The organism is Methylocaldum marinum, from assembly GCF_003584645.1.
Lineage (GTDB): Bacteria > Pseudomonadota > Gammaproteobacteria > Methylococcales > Methylococcaceae > Methylocaldum > Methylocaldum marinum.
On sequence record NZ_AP017928.1, the window covers coordinates 4,132,365 to 4,152,500 of the forward strand.

Genomic DNA, 20,136 nt, shown 5'->3' on the forward strand with positions numbered 1-20,136 from the left:
CCCAGGTTTGACGAGATGTCCGCCCACGCGGTGGATGGCCGTTGACGCAAACAACCTGGATTGGGCGTGCGTCGGACGGGGAAGCGCCGGGACGTTTCCCGTCCAGCCCGAGCCGCGGCTACCGTGGTCGCCGCTCGCGACTTTGGGAGAAAAATATCATGAAGCTATTGGTGTGTGCGGCGGGCGCGGCTTGTTTCTTCGCTATCGCGCCCGTCGCCTCCGAAGAGCGTGTCGTCGAGCATTACGACGAACTGGTCTTCGACGAATCGCTGAGTCTTGGTGGGGTCGTCGAGGCCGCTTTCGAGAAATATCCGCAAAGTGCGCTCATCGCGGCTTTCGAGAACGAGGCGAAGGCTCTGGAACGCCGCAGTTCCAGCTGGATAGCGGGTTATCCTGCGGTTTATCTGCAATGGATCGACGACAAGGCATTTAACGACCGGGGTGCCGTGGAACTCCAAACCGGCTATCAAATTCCGGTGTGGATGTGGGGCCAGCGGGCGGCGAGTAGAGCCGTCGCGGAGGAAGCGCAGCAGAGTACCGTTATGTTGGTCCGGGCACTGAAGCATGAGGTCGCGGGCTTGGTGCGCGACGCGCTCTGGAATCTGAAGCTGGTGGAAAACCGGTTCGAGCTCGCCCAGCGGATCTACGAAGTCTCCAGGCAATTGACCGCCTTGGTCCAACGGCGTGTCGAGGTCGGCGATCTCGCCCGCGCGGATTTGCTGCTCGCGGAAAGCGACGAACTGGAGAAAAAGACCGCGTTGATCCAGGCCGAGGCGGAGGTGATGCATGCCCGTCAGAATTATTTCAATCTGACCCGGTTGGTACGCGCGCCCAAGTTTTTCGAGGAGATACAAAGTCCGCTTCGTGCATTCGATGAGAGCCATCCGGCCATCGCCGTAGCCAACGCCTTGATCGAGCGCGCCCAGGCCGAGGTCGAATTTACCCGCAAGTCCAAGCAGGGCAACCAGCCGTCGATTCTGGTGGGTACTCAGCACGAGCGGGGTACCCGTAAAGAAGGCTATAACAACGAGACCAATTTCGTCCTTCAGATCCCGATCGGAGGCGAGGCCTATAACGCGCCCTATGTCGCCGAAGCCAATATCGCCCTGACCCGGCGCATGGCCGATCGCGACGTGTTGTTGCGGCAGTTGGAAAAGGCGCTGCACGAAGCGATCCACAATCTCGAGGTTGATCGCGCTGCCCTGGCAATCGCCGAAAGGCGCCGGGAAATCGCCGAGTCTCAACTCAAAATGAGCCGGCTCGCGTTCGAGACCGGAGAAATTTCGCTGATCGACTATCTCAAGATCCAGGCCACCGCCCAGGCCGCCATTCGCGATGCCGCCCAGCGGGCCATCCAGTTGCAGCGGGATATCGCAATCTATAACCAAGTCGTCGGAGTCACGCCATGAAACCGGTCTTCATATTTGTGCTCTGGTGCTTTTGCGTGACGGGCCTCGCGGCGGAGAATGCGGTTCGGCTCACTTCTGAGCAAGGGCGGCATTTGGGAATTCGCACGGCGAGGCCGGAAGAAGTCGCGGCCCTGCCGCTGGCGCGAGCACCGGCCCGCGTGGTGTTGCCGCCGCACAAGGAATTCGTGGTCAGTTCCCCGCAAGCCGGCGTGATCAGCAATGTCGCCGTGCCCCTAGGCGTGAAAGTCAAACAGGGGGAGGTGCTGGCCCGCATCCAAAGCCCCGATTTGCTGGCCCTGCAACGGGATTTGCTCGACGCCGCCTCCGAGTTCCATCTGGCGGAGGCGCGTCTGAAACGCGATGAGACCCTGTTCAGCGAAGGCATCATTTCGCGTCTCCGCTGGCAGGAAACCAAGAGCGATTTCGATAAGGCGCAGGCGGCGCTGCGGACGGCGGAGCAGACGCTGGCCGCGTCAGGCCTGGGGCAGGGCGAGATACGGCGGCTCAAGGCGGATCGGCAGCTAAGCAGCTTGATGGAGGTGCGCGCCCCGATCGACGGTGTCGTGCTCGAGCGCATGGCCGTGGTCGGGCAGCGGGTGGATCGGCTCGCACCGCTGTTTCGGGTCGGCAAACTGGACGAATTGTGGCTGGAGGTCGACATGCCCCAGGAACGGCTGCACGAGGTGAAGATCGGCGATCGCATCAGCGTGGAAAATTCACGGGCTGCCGCCCGCATCATCGAGGTCAGCCAACATGTGGATCCCAGGAGTCAAAGTGCCCTGGTACGTGCGGTCGTCGACCGTGAGGCGGAGGATCTGCGGCCGGGCATGCATATCAATGTGCAACTGATGCATAAGAGCACCGACCGGATTTTCCGTTTGCCGGTCGCCGCCTTGGTCAACCATGAGGGTCGAAGCTACGTGTTCGTGCAGACCGCGGACGGTTTTGCCGCGCGGGAAGTCGCGGTGGCCGGTGTGGAGGCGTACAGCGTGGTCATTCATGAAGGCCTGGACGCGGGCGAGGAAGTGGCGGTGCAAGGCGTGGCCGCGCTGAAGGCGGCCTGGCTCGGCATGGGAGAAGAAGAGTGATCGCGCGCCTGATTCAGTTTGCCCTGACCCAGCGCCTGTTCGCCTTACTGAGCGCCCTGCTCTTGGCCGGTGCCGGCTGGTTCGCTGCCGCCAATCTTCCCATCGATGCCTTTCCGGATGTCTCGCCGACCCAAGTCAAGATCATCATCAAAGTGCCGGGCATGACCCCGGAAGAAGTCGAAGCCCGCGTCACGGCGCCCATCGAGGTGGAAATGCTCGGCATTCCCAGGCAGACCATGCTGCGCTCCATCGCCAAGTACGCGCTCACCGACATTACCATCGATTTCGAGGAAGGCACGGACATTTACTGGGCGAGACAGCAGGTCTCGGAGCGCCTGGGCGGCGTTTGGGGCAGCCTGCCGGCCAACGCGGAAGGCGGCATCGCGCCCATGACCACGCCTCTGGGCGAGATGTTCATGTTCACCATCGAGGGCGATGTTTTGAGCCTCTCGGAGAGGAGGACTCTCCTCGACTGGGTAATCCGCCCGGCGCTCAGAACGGTGCCGGGCGTCGCCGACGTGAACGCATTGGGCGGGATGGTGAGAAGCTTCGAGGTGGTTCCGGATAACACCCGAATGGCGGCGCGCGGCGTGAGTATCGGAGAATTGACCGATGCCCTCAGGTCCAATAACCGTAACGACGGTGCCGGCCGTCTGGCCCAGGGTGAGGAAGCGCTTCTCGTACGCACCGAAGGTCGGATCGTGGATCTGGACGACGTTCGCACCATCGTCGTCGCGGAGCGGAACGGTATCGCCATCACCGTGGGCGACGTGGCCGAGGTGCGTATCGGCGCCCTGACGCGCTACGGCGCCGTGAGCCAGAACGGGCGAAGCGAAGCGGTCGAGGGTCTGGTATTGAGTCTCCGGGGGGCGAACGCCCGGCAGGTCGTGGAAGGCGTCGAGAAGAAGCTCGAAGAGATCCGCCCGGCATTGCCGAAGGAGGTCAACGTCAGTGTGTTCTACAATCGCGGAGACTTGGTAGGAAAAGCCATAAGCACCATCGTTCGTGCCCTGTTGGAAGCGACCGTCCTGGTGCTGATCCTATTGGTCCTGTTTCTGGGCGACCTCAGAGCCGCATTGACTGTCGCCTTCATTCTGCCCATGGTCGCTCTGTTCACTTTCCTGCTGATGAGCCGCTTCGGCCTCACGGCGAATCTCATGAGCCTGGGCGGGCTCGCCATTGCCATCGGCAAGCTGGTCGATCCGGCGGTCGTGGTGGTGGAAAACATCACCACCCATCTCGCCGAGCACGGCAGGACCAACCGCCTGCCCAGGCTGCACGCGATCTACCGGGCCATGCGCGAGGTCACCGCGCCGGTGGTGTCCGGGACGATCATCATCGGCATCGTGTTCGTCCCGCTGTTTACCCTGGAAGGTCTGGAAGGCAAGATGTTCAAGCCCCTGGCCTTCACTAACGTGTTCGCCATGAGCGGATCGCTGATCTTCTCTTTGATCGTGATTCCGGTCTTGGCTTCTTTCCTGATGAAGAGCGTCAAGCACGAGGAACCCTGGCTCGCGCGGAAGCTTTCCGAACTGTATCGTCCGGTGCTGATCTGGTCCCTCGCCCACGGCCGCACGGTGCTGCTTTGCGCGGGGCTGCTCCTACTGTCCACCGTTGGCGTTTATTTCCAGATCGGCAAGTCCTTCATGCCGACCATGGATGAAGGTGACATCATCGTGCAGGTGGAGAAACTGCCCTCCATCACGCTGGAACAGTCGGTGAGGCTGGACCAGCAAATTCAGAAGGCGATCCTGGAACACGTGCCGGAAGTGACACGTGCCGTGTCCCGCGTCGGCGCCGACGAGATCGGCCTCGATCCCATGGGGCTCAATGAGACCGATAATTTCTTCGTCCTCAAACCGCCGGACGAATGGCGCATGAAGAGCAAGGAAGCGCTGATCGACGAAATCCGCAATGTGCTGGATACTTTTCCCGGCATTGCTTACGGTTTTACCCAGCCGATTCAGATGCGGGTTACCGAGATGCTGACCGGGGTGCGCGGCGATGTGGCGGTCAAGTTGTATGGTTCGGATCTCGCCGTGCTCAACGCCAAGGCCGAAGAAATCGCCGGCGTCATGCGCAAGATTCCCGGCGCTTCGGACGTATTCACCATCCGCAACGAAGGCATGCAATACATGGTGGTGAAGGTGGACCGTCTGGCTGCCGGACGTTTGGGATTGGATGCGGATTCCCTGGCCGATACCTTGCGGGCTCAGATCGAGGGGCTCAAGCTCGGCATCGTCCAGGAGGGAATTCGCCGCACGCCGCTATTGCTCAGGGGCTCCGGGGAGCCTGCCAATATGTCCACCCTGCAGATCGCCCTGCCCGACGGACGCCGCGTGCCCTTGTCGGTGGTCGCCAAGATCGAGCCGGTAGAAGGTGTGGTCGCAGTCAACCGTGAGCGCGGCCAGCGCTACACTTCGGTGCGCAGCAATGTCGAGGGGCGGGATTTGGTGGGCTTCGTGGACGAGGCCAAAAGGACCGTAACCGATCAGGTGCAGCTACCCACCGGCTATTACATCGAATGGGGTGGGCAGTTCGAGAATCAGCAGCGGGCCGCCGCCCGCCTGACCGTCGTCATTCCGGTTTCGATCGGACTGATCTTCCTGCTTTTGTTTACCACCTTCGGTTCGGTGCGCCAGGCGGCCCTGGTTTTGGCCAACGTTCCGCTCGCTCTCATCGGCGGTGTATATGGCGTCTGGATTTCCGGCGAATATCTCTCGGTGTCGGCCTCGGTAGGCTTCATTTCTTTGCTCGGGATCGCCGTGCTGAACGGTGTGGTGATGGTGAGCTACTTCAATCAGCTGCGGGTGCTCGGCCTACCGATGGATGAAGCGGTGGTGGTGGGTGCCATGCGCCGGCTTCGGCCGGTACTGATGACGGCCGGCATAGCCGCCTTCGGACTCTTTCCTCTGCTGTTTGCTACGGGCCCGGGTTCCGAGATCCAGAGACCCCTGGCGGTGGTCGGCGTAGGCGGTCTTTTTACGTCGACGCTGCTGACTCTGGTGCTGTTGCCGATACTCTACCGACGCTACGGCGAAGCCAGAGACGAGTCCAAATCCCCTCTCCCTTTTGGAGAGGGTTAGGGAAGAGGGAGTCAAAATGATGATTTTCTCCTATTTCGTTCGGAGTATTCCATGAGCGAACTTTTTCTCCTCACCCTGATTGCCCCACCCGGTCACGAAGAGCCTTTGATCGATTGGTTATTGCAATACGGGCATGCGAGCGGATTCAGTAGCTTCCCGATCAGCGGCCATTCCAGTAATCCGGAAAGTTTGACTTTGGTCGAACAAGTGACCGGGCGCAAGCGCCAGGTTCGCTTCGATGTGCAACTCACCGGCTCGGAATTAGAGATATTGCTGGATCGGTTAAAATCGGATTTTGCAGGATCTGCGATTCATTACTGGGCCGTGCCGGTCGCCAAGGCGGGACGGCTTTGATGATTTAAACCCGGCGCTAGGCGGGTGCGCAGGACGTGTCGCGAGCTCGCCTGTCCTGAGCTCCGTCGGACGGGGTGCCCGGCCGGCGTCGGCCGGAGCGTACATGTAAGCATGAGGTGCGATGAACCGCGCCCTGTTTTCACCGCTCTGGGGTTTTTTCGCACCGGAACCCCGTCCCGGCGGACCCGCCTGCTTTCTCGCGACGTCGGCTTCAGGTCGTGTGTTGGCTAATTACACCGCTTAAGAAGTCTGATTCGGCGCCAGGGGAGGCGGAACCGGATGATAGGTCTTTCGATAATCTTCCAGGATGCGCCTTACGTAATTGCGGGTTTCCTTATACGGCGGAACCCCGTGATATTGTTCCACGGTTCGTTCGCCCGCATTGTAAGCCGCCACCGCCCATTCGACATTTCCCTCGAAATGCCGCAACAGCCAATGCAGATAGGCGGTTCCTCCCTTGATGTTTTCGACCGGATTCCAGACGTCTTTGATGCCGAAGCGCTCTGCCGTAGCTGGAATGAGCTGCATCAGTCCCTGGGCGTTCTTGGAGGAAAGCGCCGCCGGATTGAAGCCGGATTCCGCATGTATGACAGCCAATACCAATCGCGGATCGACCGAATATTGCGGCGCAATTTGGCTGACCCAGCTCTCGACGAGTCTGCGGCTGGGACTCGAGCCCGGTTCGATGCCGGCAGTAATCGGCGGCGGTTCGGGCTGGCAGTTGGCGTCATCCGAAGGGGTGATGCCTTGATAACGCACCAGCATGCGCGCGGCATAAACATCGCCGGTCTTGGCCGCGCGCATGAACCAACCCACGGCGACTTCCGGCTTACGGGAAAGTCCTCGGCCATTGAAATACATCCAGCCGAGGTTGTACGCCGCTTGTGCGTCGCCGAGCAGGGCCGCTTTGCAATAAAGGCGGTAAGCCTCGGCGTAGTCGAGTTTGACGCCGCGGCCATGTTCGTAGCGCACAGCCAGGTTGCGCAGCTCGCTTGCGTTGCCCATGCCGTCCTGCGCCAGGGCAAGCGGTGAGCTGATGCTTAGCAGCCAACCAAGCAGGAGTCGAATCGAGTTCACAATAGGTGCTCCAAAACCGATGGCACTGACTAAGCAGCGTACGTGCCAATCGGCTGGAGCCCTTGAATCGCCTGCAAAATCCGCGTACGCCAAAGGCTGGCTTGGGAGAACTGTAAAATTCTCCGACAAGCGGGGGCGCCGTCTCGGAGCAGCGCTAGACGGGGGGTAGTGGAAGGGCCGCGGCAGTGGCTCTAGATCATTGAAGAAAAAAGGAGAAAGTCGAGGCTATCTGCTTATCGAGCCGAAAAAGCCCCGCGGGCCTGAATGCTATGGCGGCGCACTTCGAACCTGAAAGAAAGGGAAGTAACGCCGAGAACTGTAAAGCGTGTTTTACGGCGAACCGGTCGGGTGCAGCTGCTTCCAGCGGAAGCAGTCGACGGTATGGTCGTTGACCACACCGATCGCCTGCATGTAGGCATAACAAATGACGGAGCCGACAAAACGAAAGCCGCGTTTCTCGAGGTCCTTGCTCATCGCATCGGATTCGGGCGTTCGGGCCGGTACATCGGTCATGTTTTGCCAGGCGTTTTGCCGCGGGCGGCCGTCGACGAAGCGCCAGAGGTAAGTGTCGAAGCTGTCGAATTGTTCCCTTACCTGCAGAAAACGGCGAGCATTGTTTACGGCCGCCGCGATTTTCAGGCGGTTCCGAACAATGCCGGGGTTAGCCAACAGTTCGGCGATCTTGGCCTCGTCGTATCGAGCCACGCGTTCGGGATCGAAGCCGTCGAATGCCATGCGGTAGGCATCTCGTTTACGAAGAATCGTCGTCCAGGAAAGTCCGGCCTGCGCGCCTTCCAGAATCAGGAATTCGAACAGCAGGCGGTCGTCATGGACGGGCGTTCCCCATTCATGGTCATGGTAAGCTTGTTCGAGCGTGCTGCGCTCGGCCCAGGCGCAGCGGCTCAACGGTCCCACAGGGTCCACACCGGGGGCAAGTCGGAGGGAAGCGGCGGTAAGCGGCCCAGTTTTACCCAGCCTGTTTCGGGGCTGTGAAAGTCCGAGCCGATGGAGGCGTGCAATTCGAACCGCCGCGCGTAGTCGGCGCTCGATTGAGTATCGCCGGGAGAGGCCGTCCCCGAGACGACTTCGATTGCCATGCCTCCGCATTCCTTGAACTCGCCGACTAGCCGCCGCATCCAGCTGCCGGTTAGTTTATAGCGTTGCGGATGAGCAAGTGCCGCGACGCCGCCCGCCGTTTTAATCCAGGCAATGGCTTCAGCCATCTCCGCCCATCGGGTGGGGACATAGCCCGGCTTGCCGCGAGTCAGAAAGCGATCGAACACGTCTTTTAGGCTTCCCGCGAGTCCCAGTTCGACGAGATGACGTGCGAAATGGGTGCGCGTGATCATGCCGTCGCCGGCTATTTCCCGCGCGGCCTCGAAGGTTCCGGAGATTCCAAAGCGGTCGAGGCGGCGGCCGATCTCTTGCGCTCTTTCGAGGCGCGTGGCCTGGAGGCCACTCAGACCCCGTCTCAAGATTTCACAGTTGCGCTGGATGCGCAAACCGACGATATGGATGGTTTTTTCCGCCCATGTTACCGATATCTCTACGCCGGGAATCAGCCGAATGTCGGTTTCGAGGGCGGTAGTCTCCGCCTCGTCCAGGCCCGCGGTGGAGTCGTGATCAGTAAGTGCGAGAACGGTCACGCCCGAGGCCGCGGCCCGGCGAACCAATTCGGACGGCGAGTAGGCGCCGTCCGAGGCGGTGGAATGGGTGTGAAGATCGTACAATGGCAAGCCAATGGTTTAAATCTGGAAAGGCCCGCATTGTACTCGATTTGCGGTCATCGTTTTTCGGCCCTTCCCGCGAAAGAATCGGCGAGTCTTGCGGTTTCGATCCCGCTAGGCGTGTTTCGCACTTTAAGGAAGCTCGACGGGCAGGCTTCTTCAGGATCTGAACGACAGATCCCGAGAGCGACGCTCCGCGGGTCTTTGGCCGTATAGACGTGCGTACAGACCCTTCCCGGAAATCAAGGTTTCATGATCGCCTTGCTCGCATATGCGTCCGTCCTCGAAGACGTAAATGTGATCGGCGTGTTTAATCGCGCTCAAGCGATGGGCGACGATAATCGTTGTTCGACCCTTGAGGAATGCGTCCAAACCGTGGTACAAGCGGGTTTCGGTCTCGTTGTCGATGGCCGAGGTCGCTTCGTCGAGGATCACTACCTTGGGGTCGGCCAGGATCATGCGGGCGATCGCGAGCCGCTGGCGCTGGCCGCCGGAAAGCCGCATGCCCAGCCGGCCAACGACGGTATCCAAACGGTCACGAGATTCCGCCACCACCTCCCTGAGCTGGGCGATTTCCAGAGCACGCCAGAGTTCTTCGTCCGGCGCGGCGCGGCCCAGGGTCAGATTGGCTCGCACGGTGTCATTGAACAGCACGGGATGCTGCAGGACCGTGACTACGTTTTCGCGCACCACGTCCATTCCGATTTTGTCCATCGGCGCGCCATTGAAATAGACCATGCCGGAGCTCGGTGGATAAAGACCGATTAATACTTGCACCAAGGTCGATTTGCCGCCGCCGCTCGCCCCGATCAGGGCAACTTTCTCACCCGGCCGGATATCCATGGTAATGCCGCGCAGAACTTCGTGGCCGTTCGGGTAGGCGAAGTGAAGATCATCGATGAAAATGCCTAGTCTTCGGCTTTTCTTGAAGGGATCGATCAGGTGCGGGTATCTCGGTTCCTGCTTCAGGTCGTTCAGCTGGTTGATCCGCTCCAACGCTGCCTTGGCGCCGAACAAGGCGTATTGAATTCCTAGAATTTCCTGCACCGGGGTCATCATGAACCAAAGGTAGCCGGAAACGGCCATCATCTCGCCGACCGTGAGGTCGGAGTAAATGACCATGAAAAAGGACAAGGCGCGGAAGACATCAAAGCCGAACAGGAACACCAGAAAGCTGACCCGGTTGGCGGCGTCGCTTTTCCAGGCGTAAGCGGCCGAGTTCTCCCGAACCGCCCGCGCCGCATCCATAAGCCGCCCCATGTAATGTTTTTCCCGATTGCTGGCCCGGATTTGATGGATAGCGTCCAGTGTTTCGGTGAGCGCAAGCTGGAATACGCCGATTGCGGAGTTTTCCTCGCGCTTGAGATTCTTCACCCGTTTTCCGAGCGTCTTGGTGAAGAAAATTACGATCGGATTCAGGAACAGAATGAAGAGTGCAAGTTGCCAGTGCATCCATAGCAGAATGGCGGCGGTGCCTGTCAGGGAGAGTACGGCAACCACGAAGCGCGCAATCGTGGTGCCGACGAACGTATCGAGCGTATCGAGATCGGTAACCAGATGGGTCACGACCGAGCCGCTGCCGAGATTCTCGTATTCGGCCATGGAGATCCGCTGCAGCTTGCCGATCAGCCGACAGCGAATTCGATAAATGATGTCTTTGGCGATGAAACTGAACTGACGCGTTTGCCAGACATTGAAGACGGCCGCGATGAGACGCAGAAGCAGGGTAAGGCCCAAAATGGCAAGAATGTACAATTCGGGTCCGTGCCATTCGGCGGGAAACAGCCGGTCCAGCGTGTTGACGGCCAGTCCGGGCTTGCTCAACAAAACTTCGTCGACCAGCAGCGGCATGAGCAATGGGACCGGGACCGCGCTCAACGCGGCGAGAACGGCAATCAGGTGAGCGGCGAACAATTCGCGTTTATGTTCCAGTGCGATCGAGCGGATATAGGCCCAACTGAAACGCTGGGTGTGTTGAGGAACGGAGTCGTGAGCCATTTGGATCAGTCGTTATGAACTCAGTGCGGGATACGTCAACGGTACGCCGTCGGCAGGTAAGCCGGGGCCAGGAGGAGAAAAACGCCCGTAGCCGGCGAGCGTCTTCGCAGGTACAGGGCCGACGATGCACTCCAGTTCCGACAGCCGGATGCCTTGGCGAACCAAATAGCTTATATAAGTGTGACGCAACGCGGGTGCGTCGATCGTTTCGGGCCGCGCCAGACCCGAGTCGATGGCCGCACAGGCGATCAACGATGTCGTATCGTCTATTTTCAAGTCGGGAAACTCTTTGGTTTCGGCCAGCCAAAGCTTAAGCCGTTTTGCTAGGGGTACGGTTCTGGGATTTCTGCCGTCAATGCGTAGGCTGTCGCCGTCGAGGTCGATCTGCTCGGCGCTTAGTTCCGCAATTTCCTCGAGGCTCAAACCGGACAGCAGCAGAGCTATCGCCAGCCTGGCTTCAAGCGTGGCCGCTTCGAGCAATACGCGGATTTCCTGCTCCGTCAAGTCTCTCATTATAGGGCTTTCCAAAGCAGGAAATTGTTCCCCGGGAAGGGGCGGCGGTGTAGACATCCGCTGCTGTAGCAGGATGTTTTGCGGTAGCGAATGAAGATGGATGTCGGGTAAGAATGTCGCGTTGGAAGGAGCCTGCCTTTGCGTGAGGTATTCGTAGAGCCAGACAGTGACCAGGGCGAGGGCGAGGCTGCCGCCGAAGGCGATCCCGCTGTCGCGCCAATAATTCGGCCATATCGGTTTGATTGGAGGATTACCTCGTTCGATGACCTGGAGTTGAGGCAGCTTTTCGTACGGTTTTGCTTCGACTTGTGCGAGCCGGATTTCCGTGTCGCGGTAGATTTCTTCCAGCTTTTCGAGGTTGGCCCGCATGGCTTCGTGCTCGGCGAAACGCGTCGTAAACTCGCTGGCCTCCCGTTCGTGTGCCTCGATTTGACGGCGGATTTCCCGAACGGTCTGCTGAGCGGATGCAAAAGCCTGCTGCGCTTCGCTCAACGCGTTCTGCTTGCCGTATTCGAGCTTCTTTTTGATTTCGTCTTCGGTTTGCTTGAGCTGTTCCGGAATAAGCTTGAGCTGGGGCTGCAGCGAAATGTATTGCGCGGTATAACGGCGCTTCAAATCCTTTAGCTGCTGGCGAAGGTCGTGGGCTCGGCGCTCCAGGTTTGCCAACCCCTGTTCATCGCTGGACGGTACTACGGGTTCACCCCTGGCGATAGCTTCTTTGATCGCGTCGAGCTGGGCTTTCGTCTTGACTTCATCCTCGACGGCTTTGTTGAGTGCGGTGTTGAGGCCGGTTAGCTGAGCCATGGCCCGATTGTCCGCGTCGTTTTTCGAAACGATGCCGTGATCTCGGCGAAATTGATGCAGCTTCAGGCGCTTCGCTTCAATTTTTTGAGCGAGCTGTTCGAATTCGAGCCGCAAAGCCGCGCTAGTGTCATTTTTCGTTTCGAGAATCGATCGTTCGCGACGCGCTTGGTAGGCTTCGATCCAGGCGTTGACGACCGAAGCCAGTATCGTGGGGTTCGACCCCCTGGCGTGCAGTTTGACGATATTAGTCTCGGCTATGGGTTCAACCGACACCGAGGTGAGAAGGTCGGCGATTGTTAAACTGGCCAGTTCGGAGGCATTGTCGGCATTCCTTAGATTTTCCAAAGTCGCTTCGAGCAAGGGGATGCCGAGCAGAATCTCGTTCTGCGCGACAGCGTGCTGGACGCTGGTTTTCACCTCCGTTTCGTCTATGGCTAACGGTGTGACCGTCAATAACGATGCCGTGCTCTCGTAGATGGGTGGGCGCAGCCACACATAGGCCACGCTTGCCACGAAGGCAAGCAGGAACGTGGCGGCAAATACGGCGAAACGGCGCGGCGTTTTCGACGGTAAGTCCCCGCCGGCATATCCCGAGATATCTCGCGTAGACAGTGGACTCGCAAGAATTTCGATCGACGGTAGATCTGACATGGCTGATTTCCCGCGAAAATTGGCCGTGGCCGTTAAAGGCGTTCAATAAATGTGTGCTCAAGTGCCGAGACTCGGTACTGAGTACGATTGCGCAGCATATGTTCCGTACCGAAACTATTCTAGCCCGCACGATCTTCAACCGGTCCATAGCCCGAGTAAAGGTATCCGATCGCTTAGGGGGTGCGGAAAGCCGTTACACGGTCCCGTGGCTTCGTCGCGTAGCACGCGGATCCATCGGGCGTGGAGCGGATTGAGACTTGCGAGACACGGACCCAGCCCGAAGCCTCAGAAAACAGCGAGCACTCCTCACGGACTCGCGTACATTCCAGGCCCTGCAACCGGTTGCCCCTTCGACGGAGCTAGGGTCAGGCGACCTTTGAGCAATTCGCGACGATTCCCGCGTCCTCTTTTAGTTGCAACAGACGCGTGCTATGGATTTTACGTGTGTTTACCGCCGAGCGGCTTCCCTTTTTTATCCGGTAAACCCGCCAAGCGCTTCTCCGCCGTTTCGTTAGGATGGCGGTAAACCGTCGATTACACCTGCTTTCCCGGATAATGCGGCGGGCCGCCTTTGTCGAAATGATGATTCCCGAATTTTTTGCGGAGATTGGATAAAAAAGGGTGAAATTGGAATTCGCATGCAAAAAAGCGGTCAGGAGTTCTTACTGGACGGCGTTTCAAGCGGGACTTTGGCGTGCGCTGCTGGAATTCATGTTTTCCTGATACAATAAGCCTTTTATTCACTAGGCCTTGACGAGAAATAAACTTTAGTGCATTCCGAGGATGCCATCCCGAAGTGCTCATCGAGAAACGGACTTTCGCCCACGATATAAAGTTTGACGAATCGGCTTGTTTGGTACGGCCTGGCCGCCTCCGGTAACCAGTGGGTGCGAGGAGGCGATAAATAACAACATCGATATCGGGCACTCTTATGATTGTTAAGGAATCTAGGTTACAAAAGAGACAACACAGTTACAGCCGGGACGATCTGATTCAATGCGGCAAGGGCGAGATGTTCGGCCCTGGCAATGCCCAATTGCCGCTTCCCCCGATGTTGATGTTCGATCGCATCACCCAAATCAGTTCCGATGAGGGGCTTTACGACAAAGGCATGATTGTCGCCGAGTTGGATATAAAGCCAGATCTTTGGTTCTTTTCCTGCCACTTTCAGAATGACCCCGTAATGCCTGGCTGTCTTGGTCTCGACGCTATGTGGCAGATGATCGGATTTTACCTCGGCTGGATGGGAGGGCTCGGACGGGGTCGAGCTTTGGGCGTGGGAGAGGTCAAATTCCGCGGCCAAGTGCTGCCGATTCACAAACTGGTTACCTACCGCATTCATCTCAAACGGGTCATGATGCGCAAATTGGTGATGGGAATTGCCGACGCGGAAATGGAGTGCGATGGCAAGGTAATCTATGAAGCTAGTGACCTTCGGGTTGGCCTGTTTACATCTACAGATGCGTTCTGAGTGAGCTATAGAGATATGAGACGCGTTGTTGTAACCGGGATTGGTGTCGTTTCCAGTATAGGCAACAATCAGTACGAGGTGACCGAGTCATTGCGGCTGGGCCGCTCGGGTATTCGAGCGAGTGAGGAATACCGTGAGATGGCGTTTCGCAGTCAGGTCTACGGCCCGATCAATCTGAATTTGGATGATCTCATCGATCGCAAGATTCGTCGATTCATGGGAGATGGCGCGGCTTACAACTACATAGCCATGCAGGAGGCTATCGCCGATTCGGGGCTGGACAAGTCCGAAATATCACATCCTAGAACCGGTTTAATTATGGGGTCGGGCGGTCCTTCCACGGCAAATCTGTTGCTCGCGTTCGATAACTATCGTGAAAAGGGCGTCAAGAAAGTTGGGCCTTACATGGTGCCCAGGACCATGTCCAATACCAATTCCGCCTGTCTCGCTACACCTTTCAAGATCCAGGGCGTCAATTACTCCATCAGTTCCGCGTGTGCGACAAGTGCCCACTGTATCGGTAATGCATCGGAACTTATCCAGTTGGGGAAGCAGGACATCATTTTTGCCGGCGGCGGAGAGGAAGTCCATTGGACGATGACCGTGCTTTTCGATGCCATGGGCGCACTGTCTTCGCAATATAACGACACCCCTGACCGCGCTTCGCGTCCCTATGATGCCGACCGGGACGGATTCGTCATTTCCGGTGGCGGCGGGGTTCTGGTCCTCGAAGAACTTGAACACGCCAAGGCTCGCGGAGCCAAGATTTACGGCGAGCTGATCGGTTACGGCGCGACTTCGGACGGTTTCGACATGGTTCAGCCCTCCGGGGAGGGAGCGATACGGTGCATGAGACAGGCCATGGAGGGTGTCCGCAGCAAGATTGACTACATTAATGCCCATGGAACTAGCACGCCTATCGGGGATATCAAGGAACTGGAGGCGGTCAAGGCCGTTTTCGGCAATGAGGCGCCGCCGATTAGCTCGACGAAGTCTTTGACGGGCCATGCATTAGGGGCTGCAGGCGTGCACGAAGCGATCTATTCCTTGTTGATGATGAACGGTGGGTTCATTTCCGCTTCGGCCAACATCGAAAGGTTGGATCCCGGCGCAGAAGGTGTCCCGATTGTGCGTGGTCGAATCGACGATGTACGTATCGATACCGTCATGTCGAACAGCTTCGGTTTCGGCGGGACTAATGCCAGTTTGATTTTTGGCCGCTATGGTGGATAGAGCGACAGGCGCTCTGACAGAAAAGCAGCGTTACGAGTTTAATAAGCTCCAAAAGCGATTACGCCGCTTGGTTGGCGAGGCGATCGCCGACTATGGAATGATTGCAGATGGCGATAGAGTGATGGTTTGCCTTTCAGGTGGAAAGGACTCCTACACTCTTTTGGACGTCCTGCTCGGCCTTCGGCTGAATGCACCTGTTCAATTCGATATCATTGCAGTTAACCTGGATCAGAAGCAGCCGGGATTCCCGGCGCACATACTGCCGGAGTATCTCTCCGGTCGCGGTATTCCCCACCACGTCATCGAGCAGGATACCTACAGCGTCGTCAAGAGGGTTGTGCCGGAAGGTAAAACAACCTGTGGGCTGTGTTCCAGGCTGCGGCGTGGGCTGCTTTATCGATATGCCGCTGAGCACGGTATTACCAAAATAGCTTTGGGTCACCATCGCGACGATATTCTGGAAACGTTTTTTTTAAACCTGTTTTACGGTGGCACCCTTAAGGCGATGCCACCTAAGCTATTGAGCGATGATCGCCGTCATATCGTCATTCGCCCACTTGCATACTGCCGGGAAAAGGATATCGAGGCGTACGCCCGCATCAAGGCCTTTCCGATCATACCCTGCAATCTGTGCGGCTCACAGGAGAATCTGCAGCGCAAGGTGATGAAGGAAATGCTTCGCTCATGGGAAAAACAGTTCCCAGGGCGTTTGGAGACTATTTTTACGGCGCTCCAGAACGTAGCACCCACTCAGCTTGCCGACCGGAAGTTATTTGATTTTTTGGGACTTGATCAAGCGCGAGGGGATATGCGCGCCGTTCAGGACACTGACGTCTCGGCAGGATTGGAAGTGCTTTCGCGTTGACTGACGCGATCGGTCCAGGTTTCAGGTCTCTTGTGCAAAGCAGCTCCGAGCGTCAACTGCTCAGTCGGCTTCAAGTCTTCCGTTTTTTGCCCCCTTGCAATTTCAGGAAATCTTCTTTATAAAAGATTCCGTGCTGAACGCACTATTAACTAAAAAATCTTAAAGCCTTGGAAATTGAGGAGGATCTTATGAAAAAATTGCTATGCGTTGTTAGCCTAGTCATGGTTGCTCTGGGCATAGTTGCTTGCGGTAACTCTCCGGACGGTGACAGGCAGAAACTGTCTGCTACCATATCCCCGAGCCTGTAATTTCCGTGTTTGTTAAGCGCTTCTGCCCTTGGTACGACGAGGCAGTCGCTACTTATAATTAGCTCTAGCCTTTAAGAGGCGAAATTTCGACCTGGATGAAGACCCTTCATCCAGGTTTTTTGCCGCGTCAAAAAATGGAGACGCGCTAAGTCGTACGTGATGTCTTTTGGGACCAGTACCGGATGAATTCGATAGGCTATTTCTGACAAACGTCTAGTGACTTGACAGCGCTTGCTCAAACGGTAAGATAACCGGCGCGATAGCATTGTTCTGCTATTAAGACTTTCGATAAAACCAAATAAGGTAGGTTAAGAAATGGGAGCCATACTAGATTTAGTTGAAAAAATGAGATCTCCGATGGGTATAGTGGTTACCATCGCTGTTATAGCCGCTGCCGTTTTCTTTGTTCGCTGGGTTTTCAGCGACGACGATCAGAAATAAGCCAGCCAATGTGGCAAGCGTAGGTGTTGTCTCAATAAGCATTGATCTTAGTTAACAATCCTATCCTTGCCACTTCCCCGTTAAATAGCTTCCTTAAATCCTCGCCGGATCCGCGACGCGGTCGGTCGCGTCTGAGAAGACATACCATTTGAATTCTCCAGGTGCGCTCCTGCCCGTAGTTATGTGCAATATCTTCGATATCCTGAGTTGTCCGGTTCCTCACGTCACGGACATTGCGAAAAAGTTCGTGCGATCGGCACTTTTGGCTTTACGGTTGGGTGACGATCGTGGCCATGTATGGTGAGTTTATTCTCGATACGATCTTGGGGGAGCATAAACCAACTTCGGAGATCTAGATTCGCTGTCTAAGTGTTCGGGATAAGAATACCAGCTTCGAAAATCTCCGTTTATACCCCGTTAGGTTGTCCGCCGCCTTAATGCCTCGAGTTCTTCCAGCAAATCCAAAGCGAGTGCTGCGCCGGGAAGGTTGACACCCAGATCGCGTTGCAGGTGAAGCGCTGTCTGAAGGCGTCGTAACGCTAAAGTGTTGAATTTCCAGTTCGTAGGATCTGAGCCTTCCGGATCGACAATTCCTTCGTTGACCATCTCAAAAACCGATTCGGCATCGATTCTGCAGGCCTCGCATACGTCTACCAGGGACAATTCAACGGTTTCGTCCAATACGACGCTGTACGTGGCGGTTACAGTCCGCTTCGTCATATTTACACTCCCATATGCGCTCGTGGGTTTATAGGCATGGCTTCAGCCATCTTTCTGTAAAGATCCCTGGCTTCAGCGGTTCTGGCCTCAGGGGTTACGATCCGTATGGTTACGATCTGGTCTCCTGGTGGCTTACAGGGCAGACCCCTTCCTTTTAAGCGCAGCTTTTGCCCACTTTGAGAGTTCTGAGGGAGTTTAAGTTCGACTTTACCGCCCAACGTTGGGGTGGTAACCGTCAGGCCCAGGGCCGCTTCCCAGGGTGTTACCGGTAATTCCAACGAAATATCCGCGCCTTCGGCATGAAAAAACCGATGAGGCCTAAAACGGATTTCCAGGTATAGATCTCCGGCTCTTCCGCCCATCCTACCAGTTCCGCCCTGTCCGGACAGGCGAATCCGCTGCCCTTCCTTGATGCCTTTCGGTATCTTGACGTTGAGTGTGCGTGTTCTATTGACGACTCTGCCTTGCGCATCGAGCTCCCGAATTGAGAGCGCGACCGTTTGACTACCACCAGAGAAAGCCTCTTCAAGGCTAATGTATATATTCGCATACTGATCCTGGCCGGATAGCGGCCCTGCCCAGCCGCTATCCGGCTCTGGCCGTTTGGCTCTTGTGGTGCGCCCGAACAGGCTGTCGAAAAAATCGCTGAATCCGGTCGCATCGCCGCGAGTAAAGCCTCCGCCCCCGAAGTCGAAGGTCCATTCAGGCGGAGGTGTAAAGGATTCCCCATGCTGACGACCCGCCGCAATTTGATCATAAGCGGTGCGCTTTTCCGGGTCTTTCAAGACTTCATAAGCTTCGCCAAGTTCCTTGAACCGTTCCTCGGCGTTACGTTCTTTACTGACGTCCGGATGATATTTACGGGCAAGTTTACGATAAGCGCGCTTGATGGCCTCCTGGGAGGCGTCTCTGGGCACGCCCATGATTTTGTAATAGTCCTTGAATTCCATAGGCTCCCTTCTCCGCTCGCACCGGACTGGAAAGAGGATCAATTATCATAACAGCTTGAATTTGCGGCGTGCAAAGAGCGTTTATTCCATTACACTGAGGATTTAGGTGGCATTCAATGTGTAGAGTGTGCGCCGGTACTCCCCTTGGAAGAATCGAGCTGTGGAAAGGTGGTCATTCGGCTTGCCCAGTGGGACCGCTTTGCCGGTTTTCGAGTTCGGATAGCAGGAAGAAAAAACCCCGCCATATAGAGGCGGGGCGGGACGGGGTGTATTTTGGCGTCTCTTGAAGATATCGAGCGTGCCTCACCAAACGACCTGGCCGCGAAGCAAGAAGCCTTCAGGTTCGGCCCCGGTGAAACTTCCCCCTTTGACGTTCAGGACGTTTACATAGTTGGCCATGAACTTGAATGTGGGTGTCGGATACCAATTGATGCCCGCCGTGAAGTTCTCTTCCCTGCCGCCGTCGACATCTGCATCGTTTAGGTCCAGCCGGCTGTAACGGGCGGCGATTTCCCATGCGCCATAGCCACCCTGACCAACGATGGAATTGGGTTTTGGATTTTTGAATGTTCCGTTCTTGAAGTCGTATCCCCGCGACTCGCCGGTCAGGATCCAGCTTCCTTGGACATACCAGCCGTCGAAATCCGGGTCGGATAGGCGCTTGCGATCGACTTCGGTGCGCACGTATTCGCCCTGAAGCGAAAACGGCCCGTAAATGGCAAGTGCTTCCGCTCCGAGACGGATCATGCTGTCGACATTTTGTAGCGTGCCAGTGTCTATCAAGCGCGTGGTGCCCGGCGTCAATTCCGGCCGCTCGCGAAAGCGGGTTGTGTCGTCGAGCGAAAGCCAGGACCCGGAAGCACCCAAATGTAGGACGCGACCATTTGTGTGGATGGGCGACAGAGTAAAACGGCCGGAAAATACCGCTGGATCACTCCGCTCGACCTCTACGCCTCCGATGTCTTCGCCCGAGGCATTCTTACCATAGAAACCGGTCGCCAGCGTCCACAGGTCATGTCCGTGAGTGGCGAATCCGATACCGAGGCGGCGCGCGTCGGGGGCCATGAACACCCGGGTGGGTAGGGCCCGCTCGATGAACGTGATGTCGTTGGAGCTGCTCATGCTCGATAGGCCGAAATATTCTTTGAAATGACCCACCGTGAGCGCGAACGGCCAGACCTGATCGTTGTGATAACTGATGAATGCATCGCGCAGGCCCGCATCGACTCCCCCGCTGCCGGCGAAGTCGTATTGCAGCTTGAAATGCCAGGCCTTCCAGAGCTGTGCGGCGATATTTATTCGAGCGCGCCGGAGATCGGCTCCGTTGTTGAAGTCGGTGGGAGTGCCGTTATCCGCCCGGTTATTGTCGTAAATGCCGGCCTGGGCGTGGATCCTTCCGCCGATCTTCCATTTGAAGTTGCCGTCTCGGGATTTGAATTCG

15 protein-coding genes (1 of these 15 cut by a window edge) are annotated in these 20,136 nt (G+C 57.1%); 7 read left to right on the plus strand and 8 right to left on the minus strand.

Annotated features, from left to right (window positions below):
- Positions 1 to 158: 158 nt before the first annotated feature.
- Genes sS8_RS18450 through sS8_RS18465 form a run of 4 tightly spaced genes read left to right on the plus strand, consistent with a single transcriptional unit; the run spans position 159 to position 5,937 of the window.
- Positions 159 to 1,409, plus strand: a complete 1,251-nt coding sequence (locus tag sS8_RS18450) for a TolC family protein (RefSeq protein WP_119631048.1) — start codon at positions 159 to 161, stop codon at positions 1,407 to 1,409.
- Positions 1,406 to 2,497, plus strand: coding sequence for an efflux RND transporter periplasmic adaptor subunit (locus sS8_RS18455; protein ID WP_119631049.1), 1,092 nt, complete (start codon positions 1,406 to 1,408; stop codon positions 2,495 to 2,497). Before sS8_RS18450 ends, sS8_RS18455 begins: the two co-directional genes overlap by 4 nt.
- Positions 2,497 to 5,583 carry an efflux RND transporter permease subunit gene (locus sS8_RS18460; RefSeq protein WP_119632884.1) on the plus strand — a complete coding sequence of 1,029 codons (3,087 nt, stop codon included), beginning with the start codon at positions 2,497 to 2,499 and terminating at the stop codon, positions 5,581 to 5,583. The genes sS8_RS18455 and sS8_RS18460 overlap by 1 nt, the downstream gene beginning before the upstream one ends.
- 51 nt (positions 5,584 to 5,634) lie before the next feature.
- Positions 5,635 to 5,937 carry a DUF3240 family protein gene (locus sS8_RS18465; protein ID WP_119631050.1) on the plus strand — a complete coding sequence of 101 codons (303 nt, stop codon included), beginning with the start codon at positions 5,635 to 5,637 and terminating at the stop codon, positions 5,935 to 5,937.
- Positions 5,938 to 6,177: 240 nt separating this feature from the next.
- Here the strand turns inward: sS8_RS18465 and sS8_RS18470 are convergent, their stop codons facing one another.
- From sS8_RS18470 to sS8_RS18490, 5 genes are all read right to left on the minus strand, one after another.
- Positions 6,178 to 7,014, minus strand: a complete 837-nt coding sequence (locus tag sS8_RS18470) for a transglycosylase SLT domain-containing protein (RefSeq protein ID WP_232020353.1) — start codon at positions 7,012 to 7,014, stop codon at positions 6,178 to 6,180.
- Between the two features lie 330 nt (positions 7,015 to 7,344).
- A complete protein-coding gene (locus tag sS8_RS18475) occupies positions 7,345 to 7,920 on the minus strand; it encodes a DNA-3-methyladenine glycosylase I (protein ID WP_232020662.1) in 576 nt (191 codons plus the stop codon).
- On the minus strand, positions 7,917 to 8,744 hold the full coding sequence (locus sS8_RS29315; RefSeq protein ID WP_145986602.1) for a PHP domain-containing protein: 828 nt from the start codon (positions 8,742 to 8,744) through the stop codon (positions 7,917 to 7,919). Before sS8_RS29315 ends, sS8_RS18475 begins: the two co-directional genes overlap by 4 nt.
- Positions 8,745 to 8,900: 156 nt before the next feature.
- Positions 8,901 to 10,739: an ABC transporter ATP-binding protein gene (locus tag sS8_RS18485; protein ID WP_119631053.1), complete on the minus strand. Its 1,839-nt coding sequence runs from the start codon at positions 10,737 to 10,739 to the stop codon at positions 8,901 to 8,903.
- A 12-nt stretch (positions 10,740 to 10,751) separates the two neighbouring features.
- Positions 10,752 to 12,707, minus strand: a complete 1,956-nt coding sequence (locus tag sS8_RS18490) for a GumC family protein (protein WP_119631054.1) — start codon at positions 12,705 to 12,707, stop codon at positions 10,752 to 10,754.
- Positions 12,708 to 13,638: 931 nt separating this feature from the next.
- Between sS8_RS18490 and fabA the strand changes: the two genes are divergently transcribed.
- From fabA to ttcA, 3 genes are read left to right on the plus strand one after another with little or no spacing between them, the layout of a single operon-like run.
- Complete coding sequence (fabA, locus tag sS8_RS18495) at positions 13,639 to 14,178, plus strand: 3-hydroxyacyl-[acyl-carrier-protein] dehydratase FabA (protein ID WP_119631055.1); 540 nt, start codon at positions 13,639 to 13,641, stop codon at positions 14,176 to 14,178.
- A gap of 15 nt (positions 14,179 to 14,193) precedes the next feature.
- Positions 14,194 to 15,411, plus strand: a complete 1,218-nt coding sequence (fabB, locus tag sS8_RS18500; RefSeq protein WP_119631056.1) for a beta-ketoacyl-ACP synthase I — start codon at positions 14,194 to 14,196, stop codon at positions 15,409 to 15,411.
- A complete protein-coding gene (gene ttcA, locus sS8_RS18505; protein WP_119631057.1) occupies positions 15,401 to 16,276 on the plus strand; it encodes a tRNA 2-thiocytidine(32) synthetase TtcA in 876 nt (291 codons plus the stop codon). Before fabB ends, ttcA begins: the two co-directional genes overlap by 11 nt.
- A 1,166-nt stretch (positions 16,277 to 17,442) precedes the next feature.
- On the opposite strand, the gene sS8_RS18510 is transcribed toward ttcA, so the two are convergent.
- The 3 genes from sS8_RS18510 to sS8_RS18520 all read right to left on the minus strand — a co-directional run.
- Positions 17,443 to 17,745: a chaperone modulator CbpM gene (locus tag sS8_RS18510; RefSeq protein WP_119631058.1), complete on the minus strand. Its 303-nt coding sequence runs from the start codon at positions 17,743 to 17,745 to the stop codon at positions 17,443 to 17,445.
- A 2-nt stretch (positions 17,746 to 17,747) separates the two neighbouring features.
- Entirely contained in the window at positions 17,748 to 18,695 is a 948-nt protein-coding gene (locus sS8_RS18515; RefSeq protein ID WP_119631059.1) for a DnaJ C-terminal domain-containing protein, read from the minus strand.
- Positions 18,696 to 18,998: 303 nt separating this feature from the next.
- Positions 18,999 to 20,136: the 3' portion of an OprO/OprP family phosphate-selective porin gene (locus sS8_RS18520; RefSeq protein ID WP_170161156.1), read on the minus strand. It continues 272 nt past the right edge of the window; the window shows 1,138 of its 1,410 coding nt (coding positions 273-1,410); its start codon lies beyond the right edge, outside the window — the gene reads right to left on this strand; it ends in the stop codon at positions 18,999 to 19,001.

What these genes read in the sequence shown, in the direction of transcription:
- sS8_RS18510 (WP_119631058.1), bottom strand. Translation starts at nt 17,745, where the DNA reads ATGACGAAGCGGACTGTAACCGCCACGTACAGCGTCGTATTGGACGAA.
- sS8_RS18455 (WP_119631049.1), top strand. Translation starts at nt 1,406, where the DNA reads ATGAAACCGGTCTTCATATTTGTGCTCTGGTGCTTTTGCGTGACGGGC.
- sS8_RS18450 (WP_119631048.1), top strand. Translation starts at nt 159, where the DNA reads ATGAAGCTATTGGTGTGTGCGGCGGGCGCGGCTTGTTTCTTCGCTATC.
- fabB (WP_119631056.1), top strand. Translation starts at nt 14,194, where the DNA reads ATGAGACGCGTTGTTGTAACCGGGATTGGTGTCGTTTCCAGTATAGGC.
- fabA (WP_119631055.1), top strand. Translation starts at nt 13,639, where the DNA reads ATGATTGTTAAGGAATCTAGGTTACAAAAGAGACAACACAGTTACAGC.
- sS8_RS18515 (WP_119631059.1), bottom strand. Translation starts at nt 18,695, where the DNA reads ATGGAATTCAAGGACTATTACAAAATCATGGGCGTGCCCAGAGACGCC.
- sS8_RS18485 (WP_119631053.1), bottom strand. Translation starts at nt 10,739, where the DNA reads ATGGCTCACGACTCCGTTCCTCAACACACCCAGCGTTTCAGTTGGGCC.
- sS8_RS18465 (WP_119631050.1), top strand. Translation starts at nt 5,635, where the DNA reads ATGAGCGAACTTTTTCTCCTCACCCTGATTGCCCCACCCGGTCACGAA.
- ttcA (WP_119631057.1), top strand. Translation starts at nt 15,401, where the DNA reads ATGGTGGATAGAGCGACAGGCGCTCTGACAGAAAAGCAGCGTTACGAG.
- sS8_RS18490 (WP_119631054.1), bottom strand. Translation starts at nt 12,707, where the DNA reads ATGTCAGATCTACCGTCGATCGAAATTCTTGCGAGTCCACTGTCTACG.